We start from the raw sequence: 20700 nt of genomic DNA on the forward strand, positions 1-20700 counted from the left end.
GGACCAGAGGCCGCCATCGTGGCCCGGCCCGGGTAGCAGGGGCAACCACCTCTCAGGGGACGATCAGGCGCCCGGGTCGATCAGCGCGATTCCCAGTTCAGGCCGCTTCTTGCGTCGAAGATGGGCCGGCGACTCGGTCAGGGTCACCTCCAGCGTCGGGCGCACGATCGCTTCGAGCAGGTGACCGCCCTTCACCGAACCGTCACGCAGGCCGAGCACCACATGGGCGTGCAGACTGGACTTCCCCTCGTCGTCCACCGCGATGTCGCCGACCAGGCTCAGGACCTCAACCTGCTCTGCGACGGGAATCTTCACATAGTCCTTCGTCGCGACGTCGAACCAGGCGACCGTCGCGCGCTCGAAGGCGCCGAGCGCGGTCAGCGAGGCGGCGCGGATCGTTTCGCGTTGCGCGAAATTCGCGATGGAGGAAAAAGCCTCCTCGCCGGGCTCCAGCACGAGGAGATAGGTCTTCTGACCTTCCGCCTCGGCGATCATCTTCGACTTCATGGTGCCTCCGTCGCGTGGTGATGCCGGATCAACACGCGACGGCCGGCCGGGTTCCCCTCAGCCCGCCTTCCCCTTGTGGGCCAGCGCCTCGTCGAGGCTGCCGACGCCGCCGTGGGCGCGGCTCCAGCCCACCGGATCCTCCAGGAACTTCCGCACGCCCGTCAGCGAGGCCTCGGGGAAGTAGGCCTTCTCCCGGCAGACCTCGAGCACGTCCCACCAGGTCGCGAGGTGATGCAGCGAGAGGTCCATCGCCTTCATCTGCTCGAAGCTGCCGGGAAATACGCCGTAGTAGAAGACCACGAAGGTATGCGCGCATTTCGCGCCGGCCTCGCGCAGCGCCTCGGCGAAGCGGATCTTGCTCGCGCCGTCGGTGGTGAGGTCCTCGACCAGCAGCGTCTCCCGGCCCACCGGCACGTCGCCCTCGATCAGCGCGTTGCGTCCGAAGCCCTTGGGCTTCTTGCGGACATAGGCCATCGGCACGTTCATGCGGTCGGCGATCCAGGCCGCGAAGGGAATGCCCGCCGTCTCGCCGCCGGCGATGCTCTCGATCGTCTCGAAGCCGATGGCGCGGTTGATCTTCTCCACACCCAGGTCGCTGATCCGGGTCCGGGCGCGCGGGTAGGAGATGATCTTGCGGCAATCGATATAGACGGGGCTCTTCCAGCCGGAGGTCAGGGTATAGGGTTCCTCGGGGCGGAAATTGACCGCCTTGATCTCCAGGAGGATACGCGCGGTGGTCAGGGCCGCGTCCTGATCCCAATCCGAGGCGTGATGGCCACTCATTCTTCTGCTCCGAGTCTCTCGGCGTCTCGTAACGTCCGACGGCTGTCCCGTCCATGAGGGTCTGGGTGCTGGAAGACCCGCGCGCCGGGACGGCCGCGCAGGCCCTGGGCATCGCCGAGCGGCTGGGCGTGCCGTTCCGGCGGATTCCGCTGCGCTTCGGGCCCTGGGCGAAGGTGGTCTGGCCCTGGCCAACTTTGGTCGGGCTCGCGGACCGGTCGGAATTCGCGCCGCCCTGGCCGGGACTGGTGATCTCTTCCGGGCGCCGCGCGGCGCCCGTCTCGCGCTGGCTGCGGGCGCGCGGGGCGAAGACCGTCCACACCATGCGGCCGGGCTTCTGCGCCGGCGACTTCGACCTGCTGGTGATCGGCTCGCTCGATTCGCCCGCGCCGGCCGGGAATCTGATGGTCATCCAGGGCGCCGCCCACCGGCTGACGCCCGAGGCGCTCGCCGCCGCTGCCGCCGGCTTTCCGGAGCTGGCCGCCCTGCCATCGCCCCGCGTGGCGCTGGTGCTGGGCGGGCCGGTGCGGTCGGAGGGCATGGACGCGGAGGTCGCGGCGCGGATCGCGCGTCGGGCCGCCGGCCTGGGCGCCAGCGTGCTGGCCACCACCTCCCGCCGGACCGGCGTAACCGCGGCGGAGGCCGTGGCGAATGCGCTCTCGGACGTGCCCCATCATCTGCACCGCTGGGGCGCTGCCGGCCGGAACCCCTATCTGGCGATGCTGGCCCTGGCGGACATCCTGGTCGTCACCGGCGATTCCACCTCCATGCTCTCCGAGGTCCTGATGACGCGCGCCCCTCTGCTCATCGCCGATCCCGGCGGGCTCGGCCCTCGCCACCGCGGGCTGACCGAGGGGCTGGTGCGGGCCGGCATGGCCGCGCGGCTGGGCGACCGCCTGCCCTCGCCGCGCCCGGCGCTGGACGAGACCAGCCGCATCGTCGCCGAGATTCGCGCGCGGGGGCTCGTTCCATGAATCCCGCCGGGCGGGCGCAGGCCAGGCCGGTGCCCGACTGGGCACTCTGGCGCGAGCGCAGCGGCAAGCTCTCGCCGCTGCGGATCGTGGCGCTGGCGATCCTGATCCTGCCCAGCTTCTTCATCCTCGCGGACTGGTGGCAGGCCAATCTCGGCCCCGAGCCGCTGAACGCGGCGATGCACGAGACCGGCCGCTGGTCGATCCGCTTCCTGATCGCGAGCCTCGCCATCACGCCGGCGGGCCGCATCCTCGCCTGGCCGCGCCTCTACCAGATCCGCCGGATGCTGGGGCTCGGCGCGTTGGCCTGGGTGCTGCTGCACCTGGTGCTCTACCTCGCCGACCAGAACTGGATCGTCACGACCGCCATCGCCGAGATCGCGAAGCGCTTCTACCTGACCATCGGCTTCGTCGCGCTCCTCGGACTGTGCCTGCTGGGCTGGACCTCGACGGACGGCTGGATGCGCCGGCTCGGCCGGCGCTGGAAGAAGCTGCACCGGCTGATCTTCCCCATCGTGCTCGTGGCCATGCTGCATGCCTTCATCCAGGCCAAGTCCGATGTCAGCCAGGAGAGCCTGCTGACCGGGATCCTCCTCTGGCTGCTGCTCTGGCGGCTGATCCCGGCGCGGCTCCAGTCCAACCTGCTCGCGCTGGCGGCGCTCACGGTTCTGGCCTTCCTGGCGACCGTCGCCACCGAATACGCCTGGTTCGCGCTAGCGACGAACCTGCCGGCGGGCCGGGTCGCGGCCGCCAATTTCGACCTCACCTTCGGTCCGCGGCCGGCCGCCTGGGCGAGCATCGGCATGGCAGGATTCGTCGCCTTGGCGGCAGGCCGGCAGCTTGTCCAAAGGCGGCGCCGGGCGTAACCCCAGAACCCTTCGAGGATGGGACACGTCATGGCACGCACGCACCGCATCGCCGTCATTCCGGGCGATGGAATCGGCAAGGAAACCACGCCCGAGGGCCTGCGCGTGCTCGACGCCGCCGCCCGCCGCTTCGGCTTCGACCTGAAGCTCACCCATTACGACTGGTCCTGCGAGACCTATACCAAGACCGGCCGGATGATGCCCGAGGACGGGCTCGACCAGCTGAAGGACAGCGACAGCGTCTTCCTCGGCGCCGTGGGCTGGCCGGGCGTGCCGGATCACACCTCGCTCTGGGGCCTGCTGATCCCGATCCGCCGCGGCTTCGACCAGTATGTCTCGCTGCGCCCCTGCAAGCTGCTGCCGGGCGTCTCCACGCCGCTCGCCAACCGCACTCCGGCCGAGATCGACTTCTACGTCGTGCGCGAGAACACCGAGGGCGAGTATTCCTCCATCGGCGGCACGATGTTCCCGGGCACCGACCGCGAGTTCGTCTCGCAGCAGAGCGTGCTGACGCGCACCGGCACCGACCGGATCATCAAATACGCCTTCGAGCTGGCCATGAAGCGCCCGCGCAAGAAGGTGACGAGCGCCACCAAATCCAACGGCATCACCTTCACCATGCCCTACTGGGACGACCGCTTCGCCGAGATGGCGAAGAACTATCCCGAGGTGAAGACCGACCAGTTCCACATCGACATCCTCTGCGCGCATTTCGTGCAGCACCCGGACTGGTTCGACGTGGTGGTCGGCTCCAACCTCTTCGGCGACATCCTTTCCGACCTGGGCCCGGCCGTGGCCGGCTCCATCGGCGTGGCCGCGAGCGCCAACATCAACCCCGAGAAGGCATTTCCCTCGATGTTCGAACCGGTGCACGGCTCGGCGCCGGACATCGCGGGCCGCTTCGTCGCGAACCCGATCGGGCAGATCTGGTCGGGCGCGATGATGCTCGACCATCTCGGCGAGCCCGAGGCGGCCAAGGCCATCACCACGGCCATCGAGAAGCTGCTGGCCGAGGGCGGCCCCCGCACGCGCGACCTCGGCGGCCAGGCCGGCACGCTCGACGTGGGCAAGGCCATCGCCGAGGCCGTCGCCGCGTCCTGACCTGAATGGGAGGCGTGTGACGCGACCGTCACACGCCTCCCCGATCCGTCGGAACGCCTGTCGCTCACTTGAACAGCTGTTCAGATATGGCTATTGTGGCGTGACATTGCGAGTGATTCGCAATTGGAGAGAATGATGGGCAAGGACTTCAGCCATATCGCCCGCCGCTGCGAGCGTGCCGTCGTGACCGCCTATCGCGAGCTGCGCGACGTGGGCACGCCGGACCTGTCCGCGTTCCAGGCCTGCACGACGCTGTATCGCGTGCATCACCCGGAAGCCTCGGTGGCGGAGGCGCGCCGGCTCGTGGCCGAATGGGTGGACCATCACGTGATGCGCGAGAGCACCGCGCCCACCCCGGGCTGCGAGTGCGACTGACGACTCCCATCCGCCCCTGACGCGGGGCGGATGGCCAGCGGCCCTCATCGGCTTCTTCTCATCCCGGCGCGGGCCGCCCATCTTTCGTGCTGCCCATGTTCCGTGCCGCCCGGGTGCGTCCTGACCCGACCGGCACGGCGCTCCCCCGCAGGCGCTCAGGTCGCCGAAGCGAAGCCCTTCCCGGCCTTGCGATAGGCGTCGCGGGGCGGCGCGAAGATGTCGAGCACCTTGCACCCCTCCGGCCCCGCCCGCATCGTATGCTCGATGCCACCCGGCGTGCGCCAGAAATCACCCTTCCCGACCGCGATCTCCTCGCCGCCCTGGATACGGACCGCGCTGCCCTCGAGAAGCATGCCCCATTGCTCTTCCGGATGGCTGTGCATCGTCCCGGCGGCGTGTGGCGCGATGGTGACGACGGACAGCATGGCCTGCTCGCCCGGGAAGATGCGGGTGGTCAAGCCCGGGGCGAGCTCCCGCGCGAGCCCCTGGCTCTCGTCGTCGACGTTGTGGAACTCCTCGGCCTGACTCATCGCATATCCTCCCATTGTCTCGCGATCCTAGCCGCGCTTCAGGCCTTCGCCCAGCCGATCGCGGCGCGCGCGAGGGCGGCGATCGTGTCGATCACGGGAAATCCGAGCGCCGGTCCCGCCGCGACGCCGAGCGGGATCTCGGTGCAGCCCAGCACCACGGCCTTAGCTCCCTGCGCCCGCAGCCTCCGCGCGACCTCGGCCAGCGGCGCATAGGCCTCGGCCACACGGTTCGCCTTCACCAGGCCGACGGCCGGCATGACATGGCTCTCCTGCAGTTCCTCCGCGACGAGGCATTCGAAGCCCAGCCGCTCCTGGTAGAGCCGCATGGCCAGCGTGCCGGTGGTGCCCATCAGCCCGATCGGCCCCTCCGCCACGCCCTGGCGGCGCAGCTCGTCGGCCGCGGCGTCGACAATGTGCAGGATGGGCAGCCTGGTCGCGCCCCGCATGCCGTCGAACCAACCATGGGCGGTGTTGCAGGGGATCACGATGGCGCCGCAGCCGGCCGCCTCCAACCCGCGGATGCCGTTCACCAGCGCGGGCAGCGGATCCTCGCCGCCATGCACGCGCGCCTCGGTGCGGTCGGGCACGCGCGGGTCGGACCAGAGCACGGTGGGGATGTGGTCCTGGTCGCGCGCGGCGGGCGTCAGCAGCGTGAGCTGGCGCATGAACTCCGCGGAAGCGAGCGGGCCCATGCCGCCCAGGACGCCCAGCATCTTCATCGAAAGAGACCCTCGCAGACAAGCTCGAGGCCGGTCGCGGCCAGGAGCACATAAATGATGCGGTAGAAGGCCCGGTCGCTCACGCGGCCCTGGAGCCAGACGCCCATCCGGATGCCGATGGGGGCCAGTGGCAGCAGGACGAGGCTCGTCAGCAGGTTCTGCACCGAAAGGGCGCCCAGGAAGAAGTAGGGGATCAGCTTCAGGTAGTTCACTGTCGAGAAGAGGGCGACGGTGGTGGCCGTCAGCCGCTGCCGGCCCAGCTTCAGCGGGTAGAGGTAGACTGCCGCCGGCGGCCCTCCCGCATGCGCGATGAAGCTCGTGAAGCCGGCGCAGGCGGCCCAGAAGCCGCCCTTGATCCGCGAGGGGATCACGGCCGGAACCACGCGGCTGCCGCGCTCGAGCCAGAGGCTGCGCGCCAGGAAGACCAGGGTGATGCCGCCGATGAAGATCTTCACCATCGCGTCCGAGAGCGTGCCGAACACGAAGCTGCCCAGCACGATGCCGACCACCGCGCCCGGCAGCATGATGCGCAGCTGGGCCGCGTCCCACCTGCCCCACCAGGCCCGGAGCGCCGCGATGTCCATCGCGCAGAGCACCGGCAGCGCGATCCCCGCGGCCTGGGAGGCCGGCATGACCAGCGACATCATCGGCACGCCGGCATTGCCCGCCCCGGAAGCGAAGCCGCCCTTGCTGATGCCCGTGAGGAGGAAGGCCGGAATGGCCAAGGCGTAGAACCAGGGATCTGTGATGAGCAAGTCGCCTCGCGGGGATGACAGTTCGCGGCTGCGAAGCTATGGCACTGCCAGCGGAACGACCACCACTCCGAGGCCGTCCGAATTGTCTGGAAGGCCTGAATCCGATGGATCATTTGACATGGCTCGGGCTGCTGGCCCTGGCGATGGGCGCGACCGGCCTCTTCTCCGGCCTGCTGGCGGGGCTCTTCGGCGTCGGCGGCGGGATCGTCATCGTGCCGGTGCTCTTCTACATCCTGCCGCTCTTCGACGTGCCGGCGGACACGCAGATGAAGGTCGCGGTCGCGACCTCGCTGGCCACCATCATCCCCACCTCCATCGTCTCGGCGCGCAAGCACTGGGCGAAGGGGGCCATCGACATGCCGCTGCTCAGGAGCCTGACGCCCGCGATGTTCGTGGGTGTGCTGGTCGGCACCTACCTGACGGCGGTGCTGAAGGGGCCGGGGATGACCCTCGTCTTCGCCTGCGTGGCGCTGCTGGTGGCGGCCAATATGGGCTTCACGGGCGTGGCCTTCCGGCTGCGCGACAGCATGCCCTTCGGCTGGGCGCGGCAGGTGATCGGCAGCGGCATCGGCGCGATCAGCGCCGTCATGGGCATCGGCGGCGGGACGGTGGGCGTGCCGGTGCTCGGCATGTTCGGCACGCCGATCCGCTCCGCGGTGGCGACCGCCTCGGCCTTCGGGCTCGTGATCTCCATCCCGGCGACGATCGGGCTGATCTGGGCCGGGATCGGCGCCGAAGGGCGGCCGCCCTATTCGCTCGGCTGGGTGAACCTGGTGGGCTTCGCGCTGATCGTGCCGGGCTCCATCCTCGCGACCCCCTGGGGCGTGGCCCTGGCGCACAGCATCCGGCCGGAACTGCTGAAGAAGGCCTTCGCCGTCTTCCTGGCGATTACCAGCATCCGGATGTTCTATTCCCTCCTGGCCTGAGGGCCCGCATCCTCGCGGGGCTCCTAGCGCAGCCCGGCCGGCGTCTCCGGCATGTCCATGAAGTTGGAGGCCGCCGCGGCCCGGGCGATCAGCGCGCGCAGCGCCGGGTTCTTCGCACCCTCCAGGTCGGTCAGCACGTCCATCGGGCAGAAGAACTCGTGCGCCTGGGCCGTCTGGCTCGACATGAAGCCGCGAAAGTGCCGGTCCTGCAGCGCGAAGAGCACGCGGGCATCCCGGACAGGCAGGATCAACGGCACCTTCGGTTCCTTCTTCACCATCCGGATGAGGCGCCAGCGGGGGATGTTGTTGCCGGGAATGCCCGGCTCCATGAGCCACTCGACGGGACAGACCGCGAGCAGCGATCCGGTGCTGGGCGCGAAGCGTGAGCGCTTGTCCAGCAGGTTCTGATAGGTGCTGCAAGCCTCGATGCAGAGGACGTCCACATAGGGTTCCTCGGCCCTCGTGCTGAAATGCAGGTAGAGGCCGTCCGGCAGGGTGCAAAGGCGGTGCGCGCCGGGGATCTTGAGGTAGGGCTGCGTGACCTTGCGCTCCAGATCGGGCCGCGCCCGCAGCCAGGTGCCGGGCTGCTTGGCGGAAGGCTCGAGGCCGGGCGGCCGTTGCGGCCATTGGCCGAGGGTGCGGCGCACAAGCTGGTCCAGCTGAGCGCCTGGGACGCGTCCCGTCTTCGCAACCATGAGCCACCCTCCAGGAAAAACACAACCTACGCGCGAATAATGACGCAACTTTCAGGGAGGGCAAGCATTAATAGGCTTTTTCTCCGCCGCTCCTTATTTTATAGGACTTTCATATAGTGCCCAGGGGTACATATCTGAAATTTTCGTGTATTTACCCTTTACTGCTGCACTTCCTTCAACTGACATAGAAGACTACCATCCCATCGTCTTCGCGCTACGGCACAAAAATGGGAAGGAATGCGGATACAAGCTGACGCAGTCCTACAACCGGATCGACCGGCCTCGGCTACAGCCGCGCCGCATCCGTCACGAAGAAGCCCGCGCTGGTCTGCTCGTTCCACACCTCCGCGCGCAGGTGCCCGGTCAGCAGCAGGGGCGCGCCGCCCTGGGCGAGCAGCGCTTCGGCGAGCGGACCCTCCTTCGCGCGGAAACAGATGGCCTTGAGCCTTCCGCCATCCTCGCCCTCCAGGAAGGCGCGGATGGTGGCGCCCTCCTTGCCCACCCGCCCCGACTTCACCACGCGGGCGCGCGAGAGCGCGAAGCAGGGCTCCTCGTTGCCGGAGCCGAAGGGCGCGAGGCGGGCCACGCCCTGGGCCAGCTCCGTGGTCGCGCCGCGCACGCTGAGCGCCCCCTCGATCACCAGCTCGGCCGCGCCGGGCAGGTCGCGCGCGGCGGCGAGCCGATCGTCCAGATGCGCGTGCAGCTCCGGCAGCCGCGCGGCCTCGATGGTGAAGCCCGCAGCCATGGCGTGCCCGCCGCCGGCGACCAGCAGGCCGGACTGCCGCGCCGCGATGATGGCCGCGCCCAGGTCCAGCCCCGGCACGGAGCGGCCCGAGCCCTTGCCCATCCCGGCCTCGAAGCCCGCCACGCAGGCCGGGCGGTTGAAGCGCTCGCGGACGCGCCCGGCCACGATGCCGACCACGCCGGGATGCCAGCCCTCGTCCTGCAGCAGGAGCACGGCATGGCCGCGCCCGATCTGCTCTTCCGCCTGCCGCATCGCGGAGGCGAGCACGCCGGCCTCGACCTCCTGCCGCTTGCGGTTCACGGCGTCGAGGCGCTCGGCCATGGCCCGGGCCTCGATCGGATCCGCCTCCAGCAGCAGGCGCAGCCCGAGATCCGGGGCCGCGATCCGCCCGCCCGCATTGATCCGCGGACCGAGAATGAAGCCCAGCGTATGCGCCGAGGGCTCGTCGCGCACGGCGGAAAGCTCCATCAGGGCGGCGAGCCCAGCCCTGCCCCGCCGCGCCATCACGCGCAGGCCCTGGATCACCAGCGCCCGGTTGACGCCGATCAGCGGCACCACGTCGCAGACCGTCGCCAGCGCGACGAGGTCCAGCAGCTCCCGCAGGTCCGGCTCCGGCCGGGCGGCGAAGTGGCCTCGGCGGCGCAGCTCGCGCTGCATGGCGACGGCCGCCAGGAAGGCCACGCCCGCCGCGCAGAGCTGGCGAAGCCCGGAGGTGCAGTCCAGCCGGTTGGGATTCACCGCCGCGACCACGCGCGGCGGCGGCCCTTCGGCCTTGTGGTGGTCCAGCACCACGATGTCGGCGAGACCCTTGGCGACCGCGAGCGCGTCATGCGCCGCGATGCCGCAATCCACGCAGACGATCAGCGTGGCGCCCCTCGCCATCAGCCCCTCGATCGCCGGCCCGTTCGGCCCATAGCCCTCGGCCAGCCGGTCCGGCACGTAGGGGATCGCGCGGCAGCCCAGCGCCCGCAGCGCCTGGACCATGAGCGCGCCGGAGCAGGCGCCGTCCACGTCGTAATCGGCGAAGACCGCGACGGTCTCGGCGCGCTGCACGGCATCGGCGAGCCGCGCGGCCGCGCCGTCCATGTCCAGCAGCAGCGAGGGGTCGGGCAGCAGCGCGCGCAGCGTGGGCTCGAGGAATTGCGCGGCGCTGTCGGCCTCCACGCCACGCGCCGCCAGGAGCCGCCCGACCAGCTCCGGCAGGCCGAGCTGCTGCGACAGCGCGGCCGCCCGGCGCGGATCCGCATGGCGCCAGACCCAGCGGCGCCCCGTCAGGCTGCGCTCGACGCCGAGCGCAGTTTCCATCAGATGGGCTTCACCTGGAAGTTGTGGTGCGCCTCCACGTAGCGGACTGTGCCCGACTTGCTGCGCATCACGATGGAATGGGTGATCGCCCCGCCCGGGATGAGCCGGACGCCGCGCAGCATGGGTCCGGTGGTGACGCCGGTGGCCGCGAACATCACGTCGCCCGAGGCGAGGTCGTCCATCTCGTATTTCTTCTTCGGGTCGTCGATGCCCATCTCCTTGGCGCGCACCACCTGCGCCTCCTCCTCGAAGATGAGGCGGCCCTGCATCTGGCCGCCGGTGCAGCGCAGCGCCGCGGCCGCCAGCACGCCCTCGGGCGCGCCGCCCCAGCCCAGATACATGTCCACGCCCGTCTCGGGCTGGGCGCAGGCCACCACGCCGAAGACGTCGCCGTCGGGGATGAGCATGAGGCGCGCCCCGGCGGCGCGGCAGGCCTTGATGATGTCCTTGTGGCGGTCCCGGTCGAGCGCGCAGACGGTCAGCTCGCCGATCGAGACGCCCTTGGCCTTGGCCAGCGCCGCGAGGTTGTCGCCGGGCGACCGATCGAGGTCGACGATGCCCTGCGGATAGCCCGGGCCGATCGCGATCTTGTCCATGTAGCAGTCGGGCGCGTGCAGGAAGCCGCCGCGATTGGCGAGCGCCACCACGGCCATGGCGTTGGGGCCGCCCTTGGCCGTGAGTGTCGTGCCCTCCAGCGGGTCGACGGCGATGTCGGCCAGCATGCCGGTGCCGGACCTGGCGTAGAGGCCGACCTTCTCGCCGATATAGAGCATCGGCGCCTCGTCCATCTCGCCCTCGCCGATGACGACGGTGCCGTGGATGGCCACCGAGTCGAAGGCGCGGCGCATGGCCTCGACGGCCGCGCCGTCCGCCGCGTTCTTGTCGCCCTTACCGACCCAGGAGCTCGCGGCCAGGGCCGCGGCCTCGGTAACGCGCACCAGCTCCAGGGCCAAGTTGCGGTCCACGTTGCGGGGCCTGTTCTCGGTCTCGCTCATCGGTCTGGGAATCCTCTAGAGTCGGTTCAGGAGCCTGTATAGCTCAGAGAAGCTCGATGCGGATCATCGCCGGCCGCTCCACCACGCTCGGCAGGGCGGCGATGCGGCTCAGGGCCGACCGCATCTGCGCCTCCTCGCATTCATGGGTGACCAGCACGACCGGCACCGCCTCGCCCGGGGCGCGGCCGCGCTGGAGCATGGACTCCAGGCTGATGCGCATGTCGCGCAGCACGCCCGTGACGTCGGCGATGACGCCCGGCTGGTCCAGCACCATAAGGCGCAGGTAGTAGGCGCCGCGATGCCGCTCCATGGGCAGGCCGGGCGTCTGGTCGAGCGCCGCCGTGCCGACGCCCCAGACGGGGGAATGGCAGCCCCGGGCGATGTCGACGAGGTCCGCCACGACGGCGCTGGCGGTGGGCCCGGCGCCCGCGCCGCGGCCCTGCAGGACCACCCGGCCCACCGCGTCGCCCTCGACGAGGACCGCGTTGAAGACGCCGTCCACATTGGCGATGGGGTTGCCGACCGGCACCATGCAGGGGTGCACGCGGGTGGCCACGCCCCCCTCCTCCCGGCTGGCGATCCCCAGCAGCTTGATGTGGTAGCCGAGCTCGCCAGCCAGCGCGATGTCGAGCGCCGAGACGTTGCGGATGCCCTCGATGTGCAGCGCGCCCAGGTCGACCTCCTGGCCGAAGGCCAGCGCGGCCAGGATGGCCAGCTTGTGGGCCGCGTCCACGCCGTCGATGTCGAAGGCGGGGTCGGCCTCGGCATAGCCCAGCCGCTGGGCCTCGGCGAGCACCTCGGCGAAGGGCAGGCCCTTCAGCCGCATCTCGGTGAGGATGTAGTTGCAGGTGCCGTTCAGGATGCCGGCGACGCGGCTGATGCGGTTGCCGGCCAGCCCCTCGCGCAGCGCCTTGATGGCCGGAATCCCGCCGGCCACCGCCGCCTCGTAGCAGAGCGCCACACCCTTCTGCTCGGCGAGCTTCGCCAGCGCGCCGCCATGGGTGGCGAGCAGCGCCTTGTTGGCGGTGACGACGGGCTTGCCGGCCGCCAGCGCGGCCTCGACCAGCGCGCGGGCCGGCCCCTCGGAGCCGCCCATCAGCTCGACCACGATGTCGACCTGCGGGTCGGCGGCCAGCGCCACGGCGTCGTCGTGCCAGGCGAGGCCCGAGAGGGCCAGTCCGCGATCGCGCTTCCGGTCGCGGGCCGACACGGCCACCACCTCGATGGGCCGCCCGGCCCGGGCCGCGATCAGTTCCGCGTTGCCGCGCAACAGCGTCAGCACGCCGGCGCCGACCGTTCCGAGGCCGGCCACGCCCAGTTTGAGAGGAGATTTCATGCGGAGTGGACTTCCTCGACCGGCGCGACGTTGTCGCCCTGCAGGAAGGTCCGGATCCCCCTCAGCGCCTGGCGGATGCGATGATTGTTCTCGACCATGGCGATGCGGACATGGCCGTCGCCGTGCTCGCCGAAGCCGATGCCCGGCGCGACGGCGACCTTGGCCTTCTCCAGCAGCAGCTTGGAGAAGCCGACCGAGCCGAGATGGCGGAACCTCTCCGGGATCGGCGCCCAGAGGAACATCGAGGCCTCCGGCGAGGGCACGTCCCAGCCGGCCTGCTGCAGGCCCCTCACCAGCACCTCCCGGCGGTCACGGTAGAGCTCGCGCATCTCGGCCACGCAGTCCTGCGGGCCGTTGAGCGCGGCGGCGGCGGCCACCTGGATGGGCGTGAAGGCGCCGTAGTCGAGATACGACTTCACCCGCGCCAGCGCCGAGATCAGCCGCGGATTGCCGGCGGCGAAGCCCATGCGCCAGCCGGGCATGTTGTAGGTCTTGGAGAGGCTGGTGAACTCGACCGTGCAGTCCATCGCGCCGGGGATTTCGAGCACGGAGGGCGGGGGGGTCGTGCCGAAGTACAGCTCGGCATAGGCAAGGTCGCTGAGGATGAAGAGATCGTGCTGCAGCGCGATCTTCACCAGCTCCTTGTAGAATTCGCGGCTCGCCAGCAGGGCCGTCGGGTTCGAGGGGAAATTCACGATGAGGGCGGTGGGCTTCGGCACCGAATGCTTCACGGCCCGCACGATCGCCTCGAGCATGGCGTCGTCGGGCGTATAGGGGATGAAGCGCGCCGAGGCGCCGGCGATGATGAAGCCGAACTGATGGATCGGATAGGACGGGTTGGGCACCAGGATGGTGTCGCCGGGGCTGCTGATGGCCTGGGCGAGATTGGCCAGCCCCTCCTTGGAGCCGAGCGTCGCGACCACCTCGGTCTCGGGATCCAGCTTCACGCCGAAGCGGTTGGCGTAGTAGCCGGCGAGCGCGCGGCGCAGGCCGGGAATGCCCTTCGACATGGAGTAGCGATGCGTGCGCGGGTCCTGCACGGCCTCGATCATCTTGGCGACGATATGCGGCGGCGTGGGGCTGTCCGGATTGCCCATGCCCAGGTCCACGATGTCCTCCGCATTCGCGCGTGCCTTGGCCTTGGCCGTGTTCACCTCGGCGAAGACATAGGGCGGCAGGCGACGGATGCGGTGGAACTCTTCGGCCATGATGGCCCTCCCGGGACGAAACGAAGGCCGCGCGTTGTAGAACGGTCGTCGTGGCCACGCAAAGCGTGGCTGAGGACCGCGCCGCCGGCCGCGGCCCTCGTCGCTAACGCGGCGGCGCCGGGGCGAGCAGGTCCGGCGAAGGCAGCGCCGGCACCTCCGTGGGCGCGAGCTGCTCGACGGAGGGCGCGCGCGACGGTGGGGCGGGTGCGAGCAGGTCGGGCGTGGGCAGCGCCGGCACCGCGCCGGGCGCGAGGCGCTCGGGCGTCAGCAGCTCCGGCGGCCGCGCGGTCGGATCGGCGGCGGCCGGCGCCGGTTGCGCGCGGCGGGGGGCCACCCAGGGGATCGCTGGGGCGGCGGCCAGGGTCGGCGGGCCCGGCGGGCGCGCCGGGATCGGCGGATGGCCGGGCGCTTCGGGGGCGGTCAGCGGATCGGCCTGCCGGCTCACCGGCACCTCTGTGGTGGAGGCCTCGCGTTCCCGCTCGAGGCGGCGGGTCAGCGCATCGCGCGAGGCGGAATCGGGGCGCTCCGGAATGGGCGGGACAGAGGCCAGGTTGGGCAGCGGCCGGTCCATGCCCGGCGGTGGCAGCCGCGAGGCAAGGGCGGCGCCCGACATGTCGCGCCCCAGCGCGCGCGGGTCGATCTGCCCGGGGACCGCGCAGCCCGCGAGGCAGGCCCCCAGCGGCAGCCCCAGCAGGAACAGCCGGGCGATTGCGAGCGGCCGCGCTTGATCCGGGGCGGGGCGCTCACTACCCTTTAGCGCAACAGTTCGGGCCATTTTCCTGGTGTGCAGCACGCGGCGTCCTCGAAGGCGTCGGGTGATTGATAGTCCCGCAGGGCATGGGCGCGAAAGAGAGCACGGTCGTCGAAGGGCGGAACGCAACAGAATGAGCCAGTCCCAATGACGCAGGCCCCGGGCGGCAAGCCGCCGGATTTCCATCTGCCGGACCCGGCCCTGGTTTCGCGCACCATGGCGGAGGTGGCCGAGCGCGGGCAGCGCATCGTCCAGGACTTCCTCAAGCGCCAGGTGGACGCCAAGGGCAATCCCGACCCGATGAACATCGGCGCCGCCTTCCTGGAGATGACCGCGAAGCTCATGGCCAATCCCGCCGGGCTGGTGCAGGCGCAGCTCGGCTTCTGGCAGGATTACCTGACCCTCTGGTCGAACACCGCGCGGCGCATGCTGGGCGAGCCGCATGTCGACGCCGTCATCGAGGAAGCCAAGGGCGACCGGCGCTTCAAGGACGAGGCGTGGCGGGAGAACGAGGTCTTCGACTTCATCCGCCAGTCCTACCTGCTCTCGGCCCGCTACTTCACCAGCGCGGTGCATTCGGCCGACGGGCTCGACGCCAAGACGGCGCAGAAGGTGGATTTCTACACGCGGCAGTTCGTCGATGCGATGAGCCCGGCGAACTTCGTGATGACCAACCCCGAGGTGCTGCGGCGGACGGCGGAGACGGGCGGCACCAACCTGCTCAAGGGCCTGTCGAACCTGCTGTCCGACCTGGAGCGCGGCAAGGGCAAGCTGCGGATCCGCATGACGGACGACAGCAAGTTCAAGGTCGGCGAGAACATCGCCGTCACGCCCGGGAAGGTCATCTTCCAGACGCCGCTGATGCAGCTGATCCAGTACAACCCGACGACCGCCAAAGTGCTGAAGCGCCCGTTGGTGATCTTCCCGCCCTGGATCAACAAGTTCTACATCCTCGACCTGCGGCCGAAGAACAGCTTCATCCGCTGGGCGGTGGACCAGGGCCACACGGTCTTCGTCGCCTCCTGGGTGAACCCGGACGAGACGCTCGCGGAGAAGGGCTTCGACGACTACATGAAGGACGGCGTGCTGGCCGCCCTCGGCGCCATCGAGGCCGCGACCGGCGTGCGCGAGGTGAACGCCATCGGCTACTGCCTGGGCGGCACGCTGCTGGCAACGACGCTCGCCTACATGGCTGCGAAGCGCGACAACCGCATCAAGTCGGCCACCTATTTCGTGACCATGACGGACTTCGAGGAGGCCGGGGAGCTCGGGGTCTTCATCGACGAGGAGCAGCTCAAGTCCCTCGAGGAGCGGATGGGCAAGCGCGGCTTCCTCGACGGCCGCGAGATGGCGACGACCTTCAACATGCTGCGCGCGAACGACCTCATCTGGTCCTTCGTGGTGAACAACTACCTGCTGGGGCAGGATCCCTTCCCCTTCGACCTGCTCTACTGGAACGACGACAGCACCCGCATGCCGGCGAAGATGCACAGCTTCTACCTGCGGCGGATGTACCAGGAGAACGACCTGGTGAAGCCGCCCGACGATCCGAACGCGATCGAGTTGATGGGCACGAAGATCGACCTGCGGAAGATCAAGGTGCCGAGCTACATGATCTCGACGCGAGAGGACCATATCGCGCCCTGGAAGAGCACCTATCGCGCCACGCAGGTCTTCTCCGGGCCGGTGCGCTTCGTGCTGGCGGCGTCCGGCCACATCGCGGGCGTCGTGAATCCCCCGGACTCCGGAAAATACAGCCACTGGGTCCATGAGGAGCTTCCGCCGAGCCCGGACGACTGGTTCGCCGGCGCCACCGAGCTCGCCGGAAGCTGGTGGCCGGACTGGCACCGCTGGGTCTGCGCCATCGACCGGACCGAGGTTCCCGCCGGCCAGCCGGGCGACGGCAAGCTCACGCCGATCGAGGACGCGCCGGGGAGCTATGTGCGCGTGATGGCGATGGACTGAAGCGAGGCTCGGCCGTCGAAGAACGGAGCCGCTAAAGCAGATCCCGATCATGCTGCTTCGCATGATCGGGTGAAGATGCTCGAAAAACACAAGTTAGAGCTTTGAAGTGAGCCTACTCGAACGGAAAAAGCTCTAACGCCCCACGCCGCCCGTCAGGCCCGGCGTGGTGATCGCCGCGTCGATGAATTCCGAGGCGACCCGCCGGTTGGTCCTGCCCTCGGCCAGGAGGCGCGCGGCCTCGTCGCGGATGGCCGGAATCGCGAGCGCCGCGTCCGGGAAGGGGCCGGGCTCACGCAGGCGGCTGAGCACCGGACGGTCCGTGTCGCGGAAATCCGGACCGGTGAGGGCCGCGCGCGCCGCGGCCGTGTCCCCGCGCATCACCGCGCGGGCGGCGGCGAGAAGCGCCGGCACGACCGTTTCGGACCGCGCATCCGGCGCGATGGCCAGGGCCTGCCGGCCCTCCTGAACCGCGCGCTGCAGGCCGAAGAGGTAGGAATCGGGCAAGGTGGAAAGCCGCCCGCCCGGCCGCGCCTCGCCCCCCAGCCATTCCAGCCGCGCGACGGCCAGCGCGGTCTCGGCCGGACGGCCCTCGAGGCCGCCGCCCCCCCGGTCGAAGTCGGCCGCGGCGCGATCCAGGATGGCGAAAAGCGGTTGGGCAACCAGCCCGCCGGCGAGTTCCACGGGCGGTTCCGGCGGCGGCGGCCGCGTCATCTCCGCGCAGGCGGAAAGGGCCAGCAGCCCCGCCAGCAGCCGCGCCCTCACAGCCGGCGACGGCCGACGGGCAGGTTGCCCTCGAACTGGATGCGCGCTGCGGCATTGGCAGCCTGCGCCGTCAGCGGCAGCGGCGGCAAGGCACCAAGGCGCGCGAGCACGGCCTCCCCGCCGGGCGGAATGAGGCCGGCCGGCAGCGCGGCAGCGGCAGCCGCGCGATCTTCGGCGCGCATGGCGCGCCAGACGGCGTAGAGCCGGTCGACGAGCGGCTGGGCGGGCAGTTCGGCCGGAATGCCGAGCGCCTGCCGCCATTCCGTGCGCGCCTGGGCCAGGCGTACGGGCAGCAGCGGGTCGCGCTGCTGGAAGCGGGGATCGGAGGGCAGCGAGGCGGCCATGAACTCCATATCCGCGATCGCCCGGGCCGCATCGCCCGGACGGCCGGCCAGCATGGAGGGGTTGGCGAAGGCATAGGCCGCGCGGGACACGGCGGCGCTGGTCGGGTCGCCCGCGCCTTCGATCGAATCCCGCGGCAGCCGCGCGGTTTCCGGCGTGCCGAGCCCCTCGGCGGCACATCCCGCGAGGGCCGGCACCAGAAGAAGGGCCCGGCGCCGCATCACAGCACCCGCGTCGGGGTCAGGGTCCGCAATGCCTGCTGGGCCGTCGCCGCAGCCGCGGCGGTGTTCGGCAGGTTCGGCAAAGCGGCCAGCTGGGCGAGCGTCGCCGCGCCCCCGCGGCGGAAGAGGGCCGGCGGCAAGGCCGCAGCGGCCGCGTCCCGCTGTCCCGCATCGAGGGCCCGGCCTGCCATGTAGAGCGAATCGATGACGGCCTGCGGGGACGCATCCGGCGCGATGTCGAGCGCGCCGCGCCATTCCCGGCGCGCGGTGGCCAGCTGCGGCACCAGCGTCGGCGAGGCATTCGCGAAATTGGCGTCGGACGGCAGGGCGACGGCCAGATACTCCATCTGCGCGATCCCGCGCGCCGCCGCGGCCGGCTGACCCGCCGCCGGCGTCCGGTCCCCGAATACGGCGGAGGTCGAAAGGACGGCCCCGCGCGTCGGATCGCCTGCACCGACCACCGCATCCCGCGGCAGCGCGACGAACTCGCCCGGAGATGCCGTCAGGAAGGGGCCGGAGCAGGCCGCCAGCAAGGGCAGAGCCAGCAGCAGGGAACGCTTCATGCAATTCATCCTCACAAAGCCGGCTCGCTACGAACGGGCTGACTTCAATGACTTAGCAGGATTTTCGGCGAAAACCACCCGAATGGGAAGCTCAGGGGTGAGCGCCGCCGCCGCCACCGCCGCTGCTGCCCGGGCCGCCGCCGGTGTAGCGCTCCGCATCGATGCGGTGGAGCTCGCGTTCCATCATCGCGGTGGCGATCCGAGTAGCCGGCAGTTCAGCCGGCGCGGACAGGCTCGCCAGCGTGAGGGAAGGCCGCGTGAAGACGGCTGGCGACAGGGCCGGCGGATTGCCGAGCTCCAGCGACCGCGAGGCGACCAATAGCCCGTCCACCACCGCCTGGGGCGGTGCCGTGGGCGCGATGCCGAGGGCCGTGTGCAGCTCGCTGCGCGCGGCTTCCAGCGCCGGGCCTGTGGTGGGGGCATATTCGGCCCAGCGCCAGTCCCAACGGTAATCGGTGGCGAGGAACTCGACGAGGGCCGCGGCCCGCGCGCGCTCGGCCGGCGAGCTGGCGCGGTTGAAGACATAGGCGGAGCTGAGGATCGCCGAGCGCATCGGATCCTGCGCCGCTGTGACGACGTCCGGCGGCAGGCGCGCGCTGGGCGGGAGGGGGCCGGTGGCGCAGGCGGCCAGCGGCGCCAGGAGCAGGGCGGCTTTGACGGCGTTCCTCATGACGGGGAATTTACAGGGTGGCGCCCTGCCATCTCAAGTTACGAAGTGGAACGCGGCGAGGCCCCGAGGGAGGACCGGTGGCGCTCGGCCAGTTCCACATAATGCGGCGCGGTCGTGTCGAAGCCCGCGCGCTGCTCGGGCGTGAGCACGCGCACGAGCTTGGCCGGATTGCCCATCCAGAGCTCCAGCGCCGGCACGCGCTTGCCCGGCGGCAGCACGGAGCCGGCGGCCAGCACGCCGCCTTCCTCGACCACGGCGCCGTCCAGCACGGTCGCGCCCATGCCGACGAAGGCCCGGTTCGCGAGGGTGCAGGCGTGGATGATGGCGGCGTGGCCGACCGTCACATCGTCGCCGATGATGGTCGGGTAGCTGCCCGAGTTCACGTGGATGATCGTGCCGTCCTGGATGTTCGTGCGCGCGCCGATGCGGATGTGGTTGGAGTCGCCGCGCAGCACGCAGTGGTACCAGATGTTGGAAAGCTCGCCGATCTCGACATCGCCGATGACGGCCGCCGTCGGCGCCACCCAGGCGCGGGGGTGGATGACGGGAAGCTTGCCCTCGAAGGGGAAGAGAGGTCCGTTCATTCCGCAGCAATCCCCAGCGGCAGCGCCGCATCCACGTCGACGTTCAGCATCAGGCCGAGGTTCTGCACCGCGGCTCCGGAGGCACCCTTGCCCAGATTGTCCAGCTTGGCCACCAGCACTGCCTGGTTGTGCCTCGCATTCCCGTAGACGCGCAGCTCCAGCATGTTCGAGCCATTGAGCGCCAGCGGCTCCAGCCGCTGCGCGCCGTCGGCGGGCATCACCCTCACCCAGCCGGACCGCGCGTAGCGGCCGGCCAGCACGGCCTCGAGATCGGCGGGCTTCGGCCTGCCGGGCAGCGTGTCCAGGTGGAGCGGGATGCTGACCAGCATGCCCTGGGCGAAGTTGCCGACGCTCGGCACGAAGATCGGCCGCACCGTCAGGCCGCTGTAGAGCTGCAGCTCCGGCACGTGCTTGTGCTCGAGCTGCAGGCCGTAGAGGAAGAAGGGCCCGGCCGTCCTGGTCTCCTCGAACTCCGCGATCATGGCCTTGCCGCCGCCGGTATAGCCGGAGACGGCATTCACCGTGACCGGATGATCGGCGGGGACGATCCCGGCATCGACCAGCGGCCGCAGCAGCGCGATGCCGCCGGTCGGGTAACAGCCGGGATTGGCGACGCGCTTGGCCGCGGCGATCTTTTCGGCGTGCCCTTCGGTCAGCTCGGGGAAGCCGAAGACCCAGTCCGGATCCACCCGGTGCGCCGTGCTGGCGTCGAGCAGCTTCGGCGCGGCCTCGCCCATCTCCTTGGCGATGGCCGCGACCTCCTTGGCGCCGGCATCGGGGAGGCAGAGCACGACGGCATCCACCTGCTCCATCAGGCGGCGCTTGGCGGCCGGATCCTTGCGATCCGCATCGGCGATCGAGCGGAGGTCGATCCGCGGATGGTTCGCGAGGCGGGCGCGGATCTGCAGGCCCGTCGTGCCGCTTTCGCCGTCGATGAAGATGCTTGGGTTCCTGGCCATGGGGCCCTCCTGTTGCGACGAGTCTGAACCAGAACAATCGAAAAAACAAAAGGGGCGGGTCCTTGCGGA

Annotated in this window: 23 protein-coding genes; 6 read left to right on the forward strand and 17 right to left on the reverse strand. The window is 70.3% G+C overall.

What is annotated here, in order from left to right; all coding sequences use genetic code 11:
- Window positions 1-63 precede the first annotated feature (63 nt).
- Both EJV46_RS06980 and EJV46_RS06985 read right to left on the reverse strand, forming a co-directional pair.
- A complete protein-coding gene (locus tag EJV46_RS06980; protein ID WP_240782432.1) occupies window positions 64-495 on the reverse strand; it encodes a PPC domain-containing DNA-binding protein in 432 nt (143 codons plus the stop codon).
- Window positions 496-564: 69 nt separating this feature from the next.
- Entirely contained in the window at window positions 565-1290 is a 726-nt protein-coding gene (locus EJV46_RS06985; RefSeq protein ID WP_131547824.1) for an orotate phosphoribosyltransferase, read from the reverse strand.
- Between the two features lie 53 nt (window positions 1291-1343).
- Between EJV46_RS06985 and EJV46_RS06990 the strand changes: the two genes are divergently transcribed.
- From EJV46_RS06990 to EJV46_RS07005, 4 genes are all read left to right on the forward strand, one after another.
- On the forward strand, window positions 1344-2261 hold the full coding sequence (locus EJV46_RS06990) for a mitochondrial fission ELM1 family protein (protein ID WP_131547825.1): 918 nt from the start codon (window positions 1344-1346) through the stop codon (window positions 2259-2261).
- A complete protein-coding gene (locus EJV46_RS06995; protein WP_131547826.1) occupies window positions 2258-3124 on the forward strand; it encodes a sulfite oxidase heme-binding subunit YedZ in 867 nt (288 codons plus the stop codon). The genes EJV46_RS06990 and EJV46_RS06995 overlap by 4 nt, the downstream gene beginning before the upstream one ends.
- A 30-nt stretch (window positions 3125-3154) precedes the next feature.
- Window positions 3155-4225, forward strand: coding sequence for a tartrate dehydrogenase (locus tag EJV46_RS07000; RefSeq protein WP_131547827.1), 1071 nt, complete (start codon window positions 3155-3157; stop codon window positions 4223-4225).
- A 135-nt stretch (window positions 4226-4360) separates the two neighbouring features.
- Complete coding sequence (locus EJV46_RS07005) at window positions 4361-4600, forward strand: hypothetical protein (RefSeq protein WP_131547828.1); 240 nt, start codon at window positions 4361-4363, stop codon at window positions 4598-4600.
- Between the two features lie 155 nt (window positions 4601-4755).
- On the opposite strand, the gene EJV46_RS07010 is transcribed toward EJV46_RS07005, so the two are convergent.
- The 3 genes from EJV46_RS07010 to EJV46_RS07020 are packed head-to-tail and all read right to left on the reverse strand — an operon-like array spanning window position 4756 to window position 6604.
- A complete protein-coding gene (locus tag EJV46_RS07010; protein WP_131547829.1) occupies window positions 4756-5130 on the reverse strand; it encodes a cupin domain-containing protein in 375 nt (124 codons plus the stop codon).
- A 38-nt stretch (window positions 5131-5168) separates the two neighbouring features.
- Entirely contained in the window at window positions 5169-5849 is a 681-nt protein-coding gene (locus tag EJV46_RS07015; protein ID WP_131547830.1) for an aspartate/glutamate racemase family protein, read from the reverse strand.
- Window positions 5846-6604 (reverse strand): sulfite exporter TauE/SafE family protein, encoded by a 759-nt coding sequence (locus tag EJV46_RS07020; protein ID WP_131547831.1) that lies wholly within the window; start codon window positions 6602-6604, stop codon window positions 5846-5848. The genes EJV46_RS07015 and EJV46_RS07020 overlap by 4 nt, the downstream gene beginning before the upstream one ends.
- A gap of 104 nt (window positions 6605-6708) precedes the next feature.
- Here EJV46_RS07020 and EJV46_RS07025 point away from each other — a divergent pair, with 104 nt between their 5' ends.
- Window positions 6709-7530 (forward strand): sulfite exporter TauE/SafE family protein, encoded by an 822-nt coding sequence (locus tag EJV46_RS07025; RefSeq protein ID WP_131547832.1) that lies wholly within the window; start codon window positions 6709-6711, stop codon window positions 7528-7530.
- Between the two features lie 23 nt (window positions 7531-7553).
- On the opposite strand, the gene EJV46_RS07030 is transcribed toward EJV46_RS07025, so the two are convergent.
- The 6 genes from EJV46_RS07030 to EJV46_RS07055 all read right to left on the reverse strand — a co-directional run bounded on the left by EJV46_RS07030 (window position 7554) and on the right by EJV46_RS07055 (window position 14589).
- The gene (locus EJV46_RS07030) at window positions 7554-8225 is read right to left on the reverse strand and encodes a hypothetical protein (RefSeq protein ID WP_131547833.1); all 672 of its coding nucleotides are present in this window, start codon (window positions 8223-8225) and stop codon (window positions 7554-7556) included.
- 286 nt (window positions 8226-8511) lie between these two features.
- Window positions 8512-10275, reverse strand: coding sequence for a single-stranded-DNA-specific exonuclease RecJ (gene recJ, locus EJV46_RS07035; protein ID WP_131547834.1), 1764 nt, complete (start codon window positions 10273-10275; stop codon window positions 8512-8514).
- Window positions 10275-11270: a class II fructose-bisphosphatase gene (gene glpX, locus EJV46_RS07040; RefSeq protein WP_131547835.1), complete on the reverse strand. Its 996-nt coding sequence runs from the start codon at window positions 11268-11270 to the stop codon at window positions 10275-10277. The genes recJ and glpX overlap by 1 nt, the downstream gene beginning before the upstream one ends.
- A gap of 43 nt (window positions 11271-11313) precedes the next feature.
- Complete coding sequence (locus tag EJV46_RS07045) at window positions 11314-12606, reverse strand: homoserine dehydrogenase (RefSeq protein ID WP_131547836.1); 1293 nt, start codon at window positions 12604-12606, stop codon at window positions 11314-11316.
- Complete coding sequence (locus EJV46_RS07050; protein WP_131547837.1) at window positions 12603-13814, reverse strand: LL-diaminopimelate aminotransferase; 1212 nt, start codon at window positions 13812-13814, stop codon at window positions 12603-12605. The genes EJV46_RS07045 and EJV46_RS07050 overlap by 4 nt, the downstream gene beginning before the upstream one ends.
- Before the next feature lie 103 nt (window positions 13815-13917).
- Window positions 13918-14589, reverse strand: coding sequence for a hypothetical protein (locus EJV46_RS07055; RefSeq protein ID WP_131547838.1), 672 nt, complete (start codon window positions 14587-14589; stop codon window positions 13918-13920).
- A gap of 123 nt (window positions 14590-14712) precedes the next feature.
- Between EJV46_RS07055 and EJV46_RS07060 the strand changes: the two genes are divergently transcribed.
- On the forward strand, window positions 14713-16530 hold the full coding sequence (locus EJV46_RS07060) for an alpha/beta hydrolase (protein WP_131547839.1): 1818 nt from the start codon (window positions 14713-14715) through the stop codon (window positions 16528-16530).
- A gap of 132 nt (window positions 16531-16662) precedes the next feature.
- Here the strand turns inward: EJV46_RS07060 and EJV46_RS07065 are convergent, their stop codons facing one another.
- From EJV46_RS07065 to argC, 6 genes are all read right to left on the reverse strand, one after another.
- Complete coding sequence (locus tag EJV46_RS07065; protein ID WP_131547840.1) at window positions 16663-17292, reverse strand: hypothetical protein; 630 nt, start codon at window positions 17290-17292, stop codon at window positions 16663-16665.
- The gene (locus EJV46_RS07070; protein ID WP_165585378.1) at window positions 17289-17855 is read right to left on the reverse strand and encodes a hypothetical protein; all 567 of its coding nucleotides are present in this window, start codon (window positions 17853-17855) and stop codon (window positions 17289-17291) included. Before EJV46_RS07070 ends, EJV46_RS07065 begins: the two co-directional genes overlap by 4 nt.
- Window positions 17855-18418, reverse strand: a complete 564-nt coding sequence (locus EJV46_RS07075; protein ID WP_131547842.1) for a hypothetical protein — start codon at window positions 18416-18418, stop codon at window positions 17855-17857. Before EJV46_RS07075 ends, EJV46_RS07070 begins: the two co-directional genes overlap by 1 nt.
- 91 nt (window positions 18419-18509) lie before the next feature.
- A complete protein-coding gene (locus EJV46_RS07080) occupies window positions 18510-19088 on the reverse strand; it encodes a hypothetical protein (protein WP_131547843.1) in 579 nt (192 codons plus the stop codon).
- A gap of 38 nt (window positions 19089-19126) precedes the next feature.
- The gene (locus tag EJV46_RS07085) at window positions 19127-19672 is read right to left on the reverse strand and encodes a gamma carbonic anhydrase family protein (protein WP_131547844.1); all 546 of its coding nucleotides are present in this window, start codon (window positions 19670-19672) and stop codon (window positions 19127-19129) included.
- On the reverse strand, window positions 19669-20631 hold the full coding sequence (gene argC / locus EJV46_RS07090) for an N-acetyl-gamma-glutamyl-phosphate reductase (protein WP_131547845.1): 963 nt from the start codon (window positions 20629-20631) through the stop codon (window positions 19669-19671). The genes EJV46_RS07085 and argC overlap by 4 nt, the downstream gene beginning before the upstream one ends.
- Window positions 20632-20700: the final 69 nt, after the last annotated feature.

This window comes from Roseococcus sp. SYP-B2431, assembly GCF_004336745.1.
In the GTDB taxonomy this organism is placed as follows: domain Bacteria; phylum Pseudomonadota; class Alphaproteobacteria; order Acetobacterales; family Acetobacteraceae; genus Roseococcus.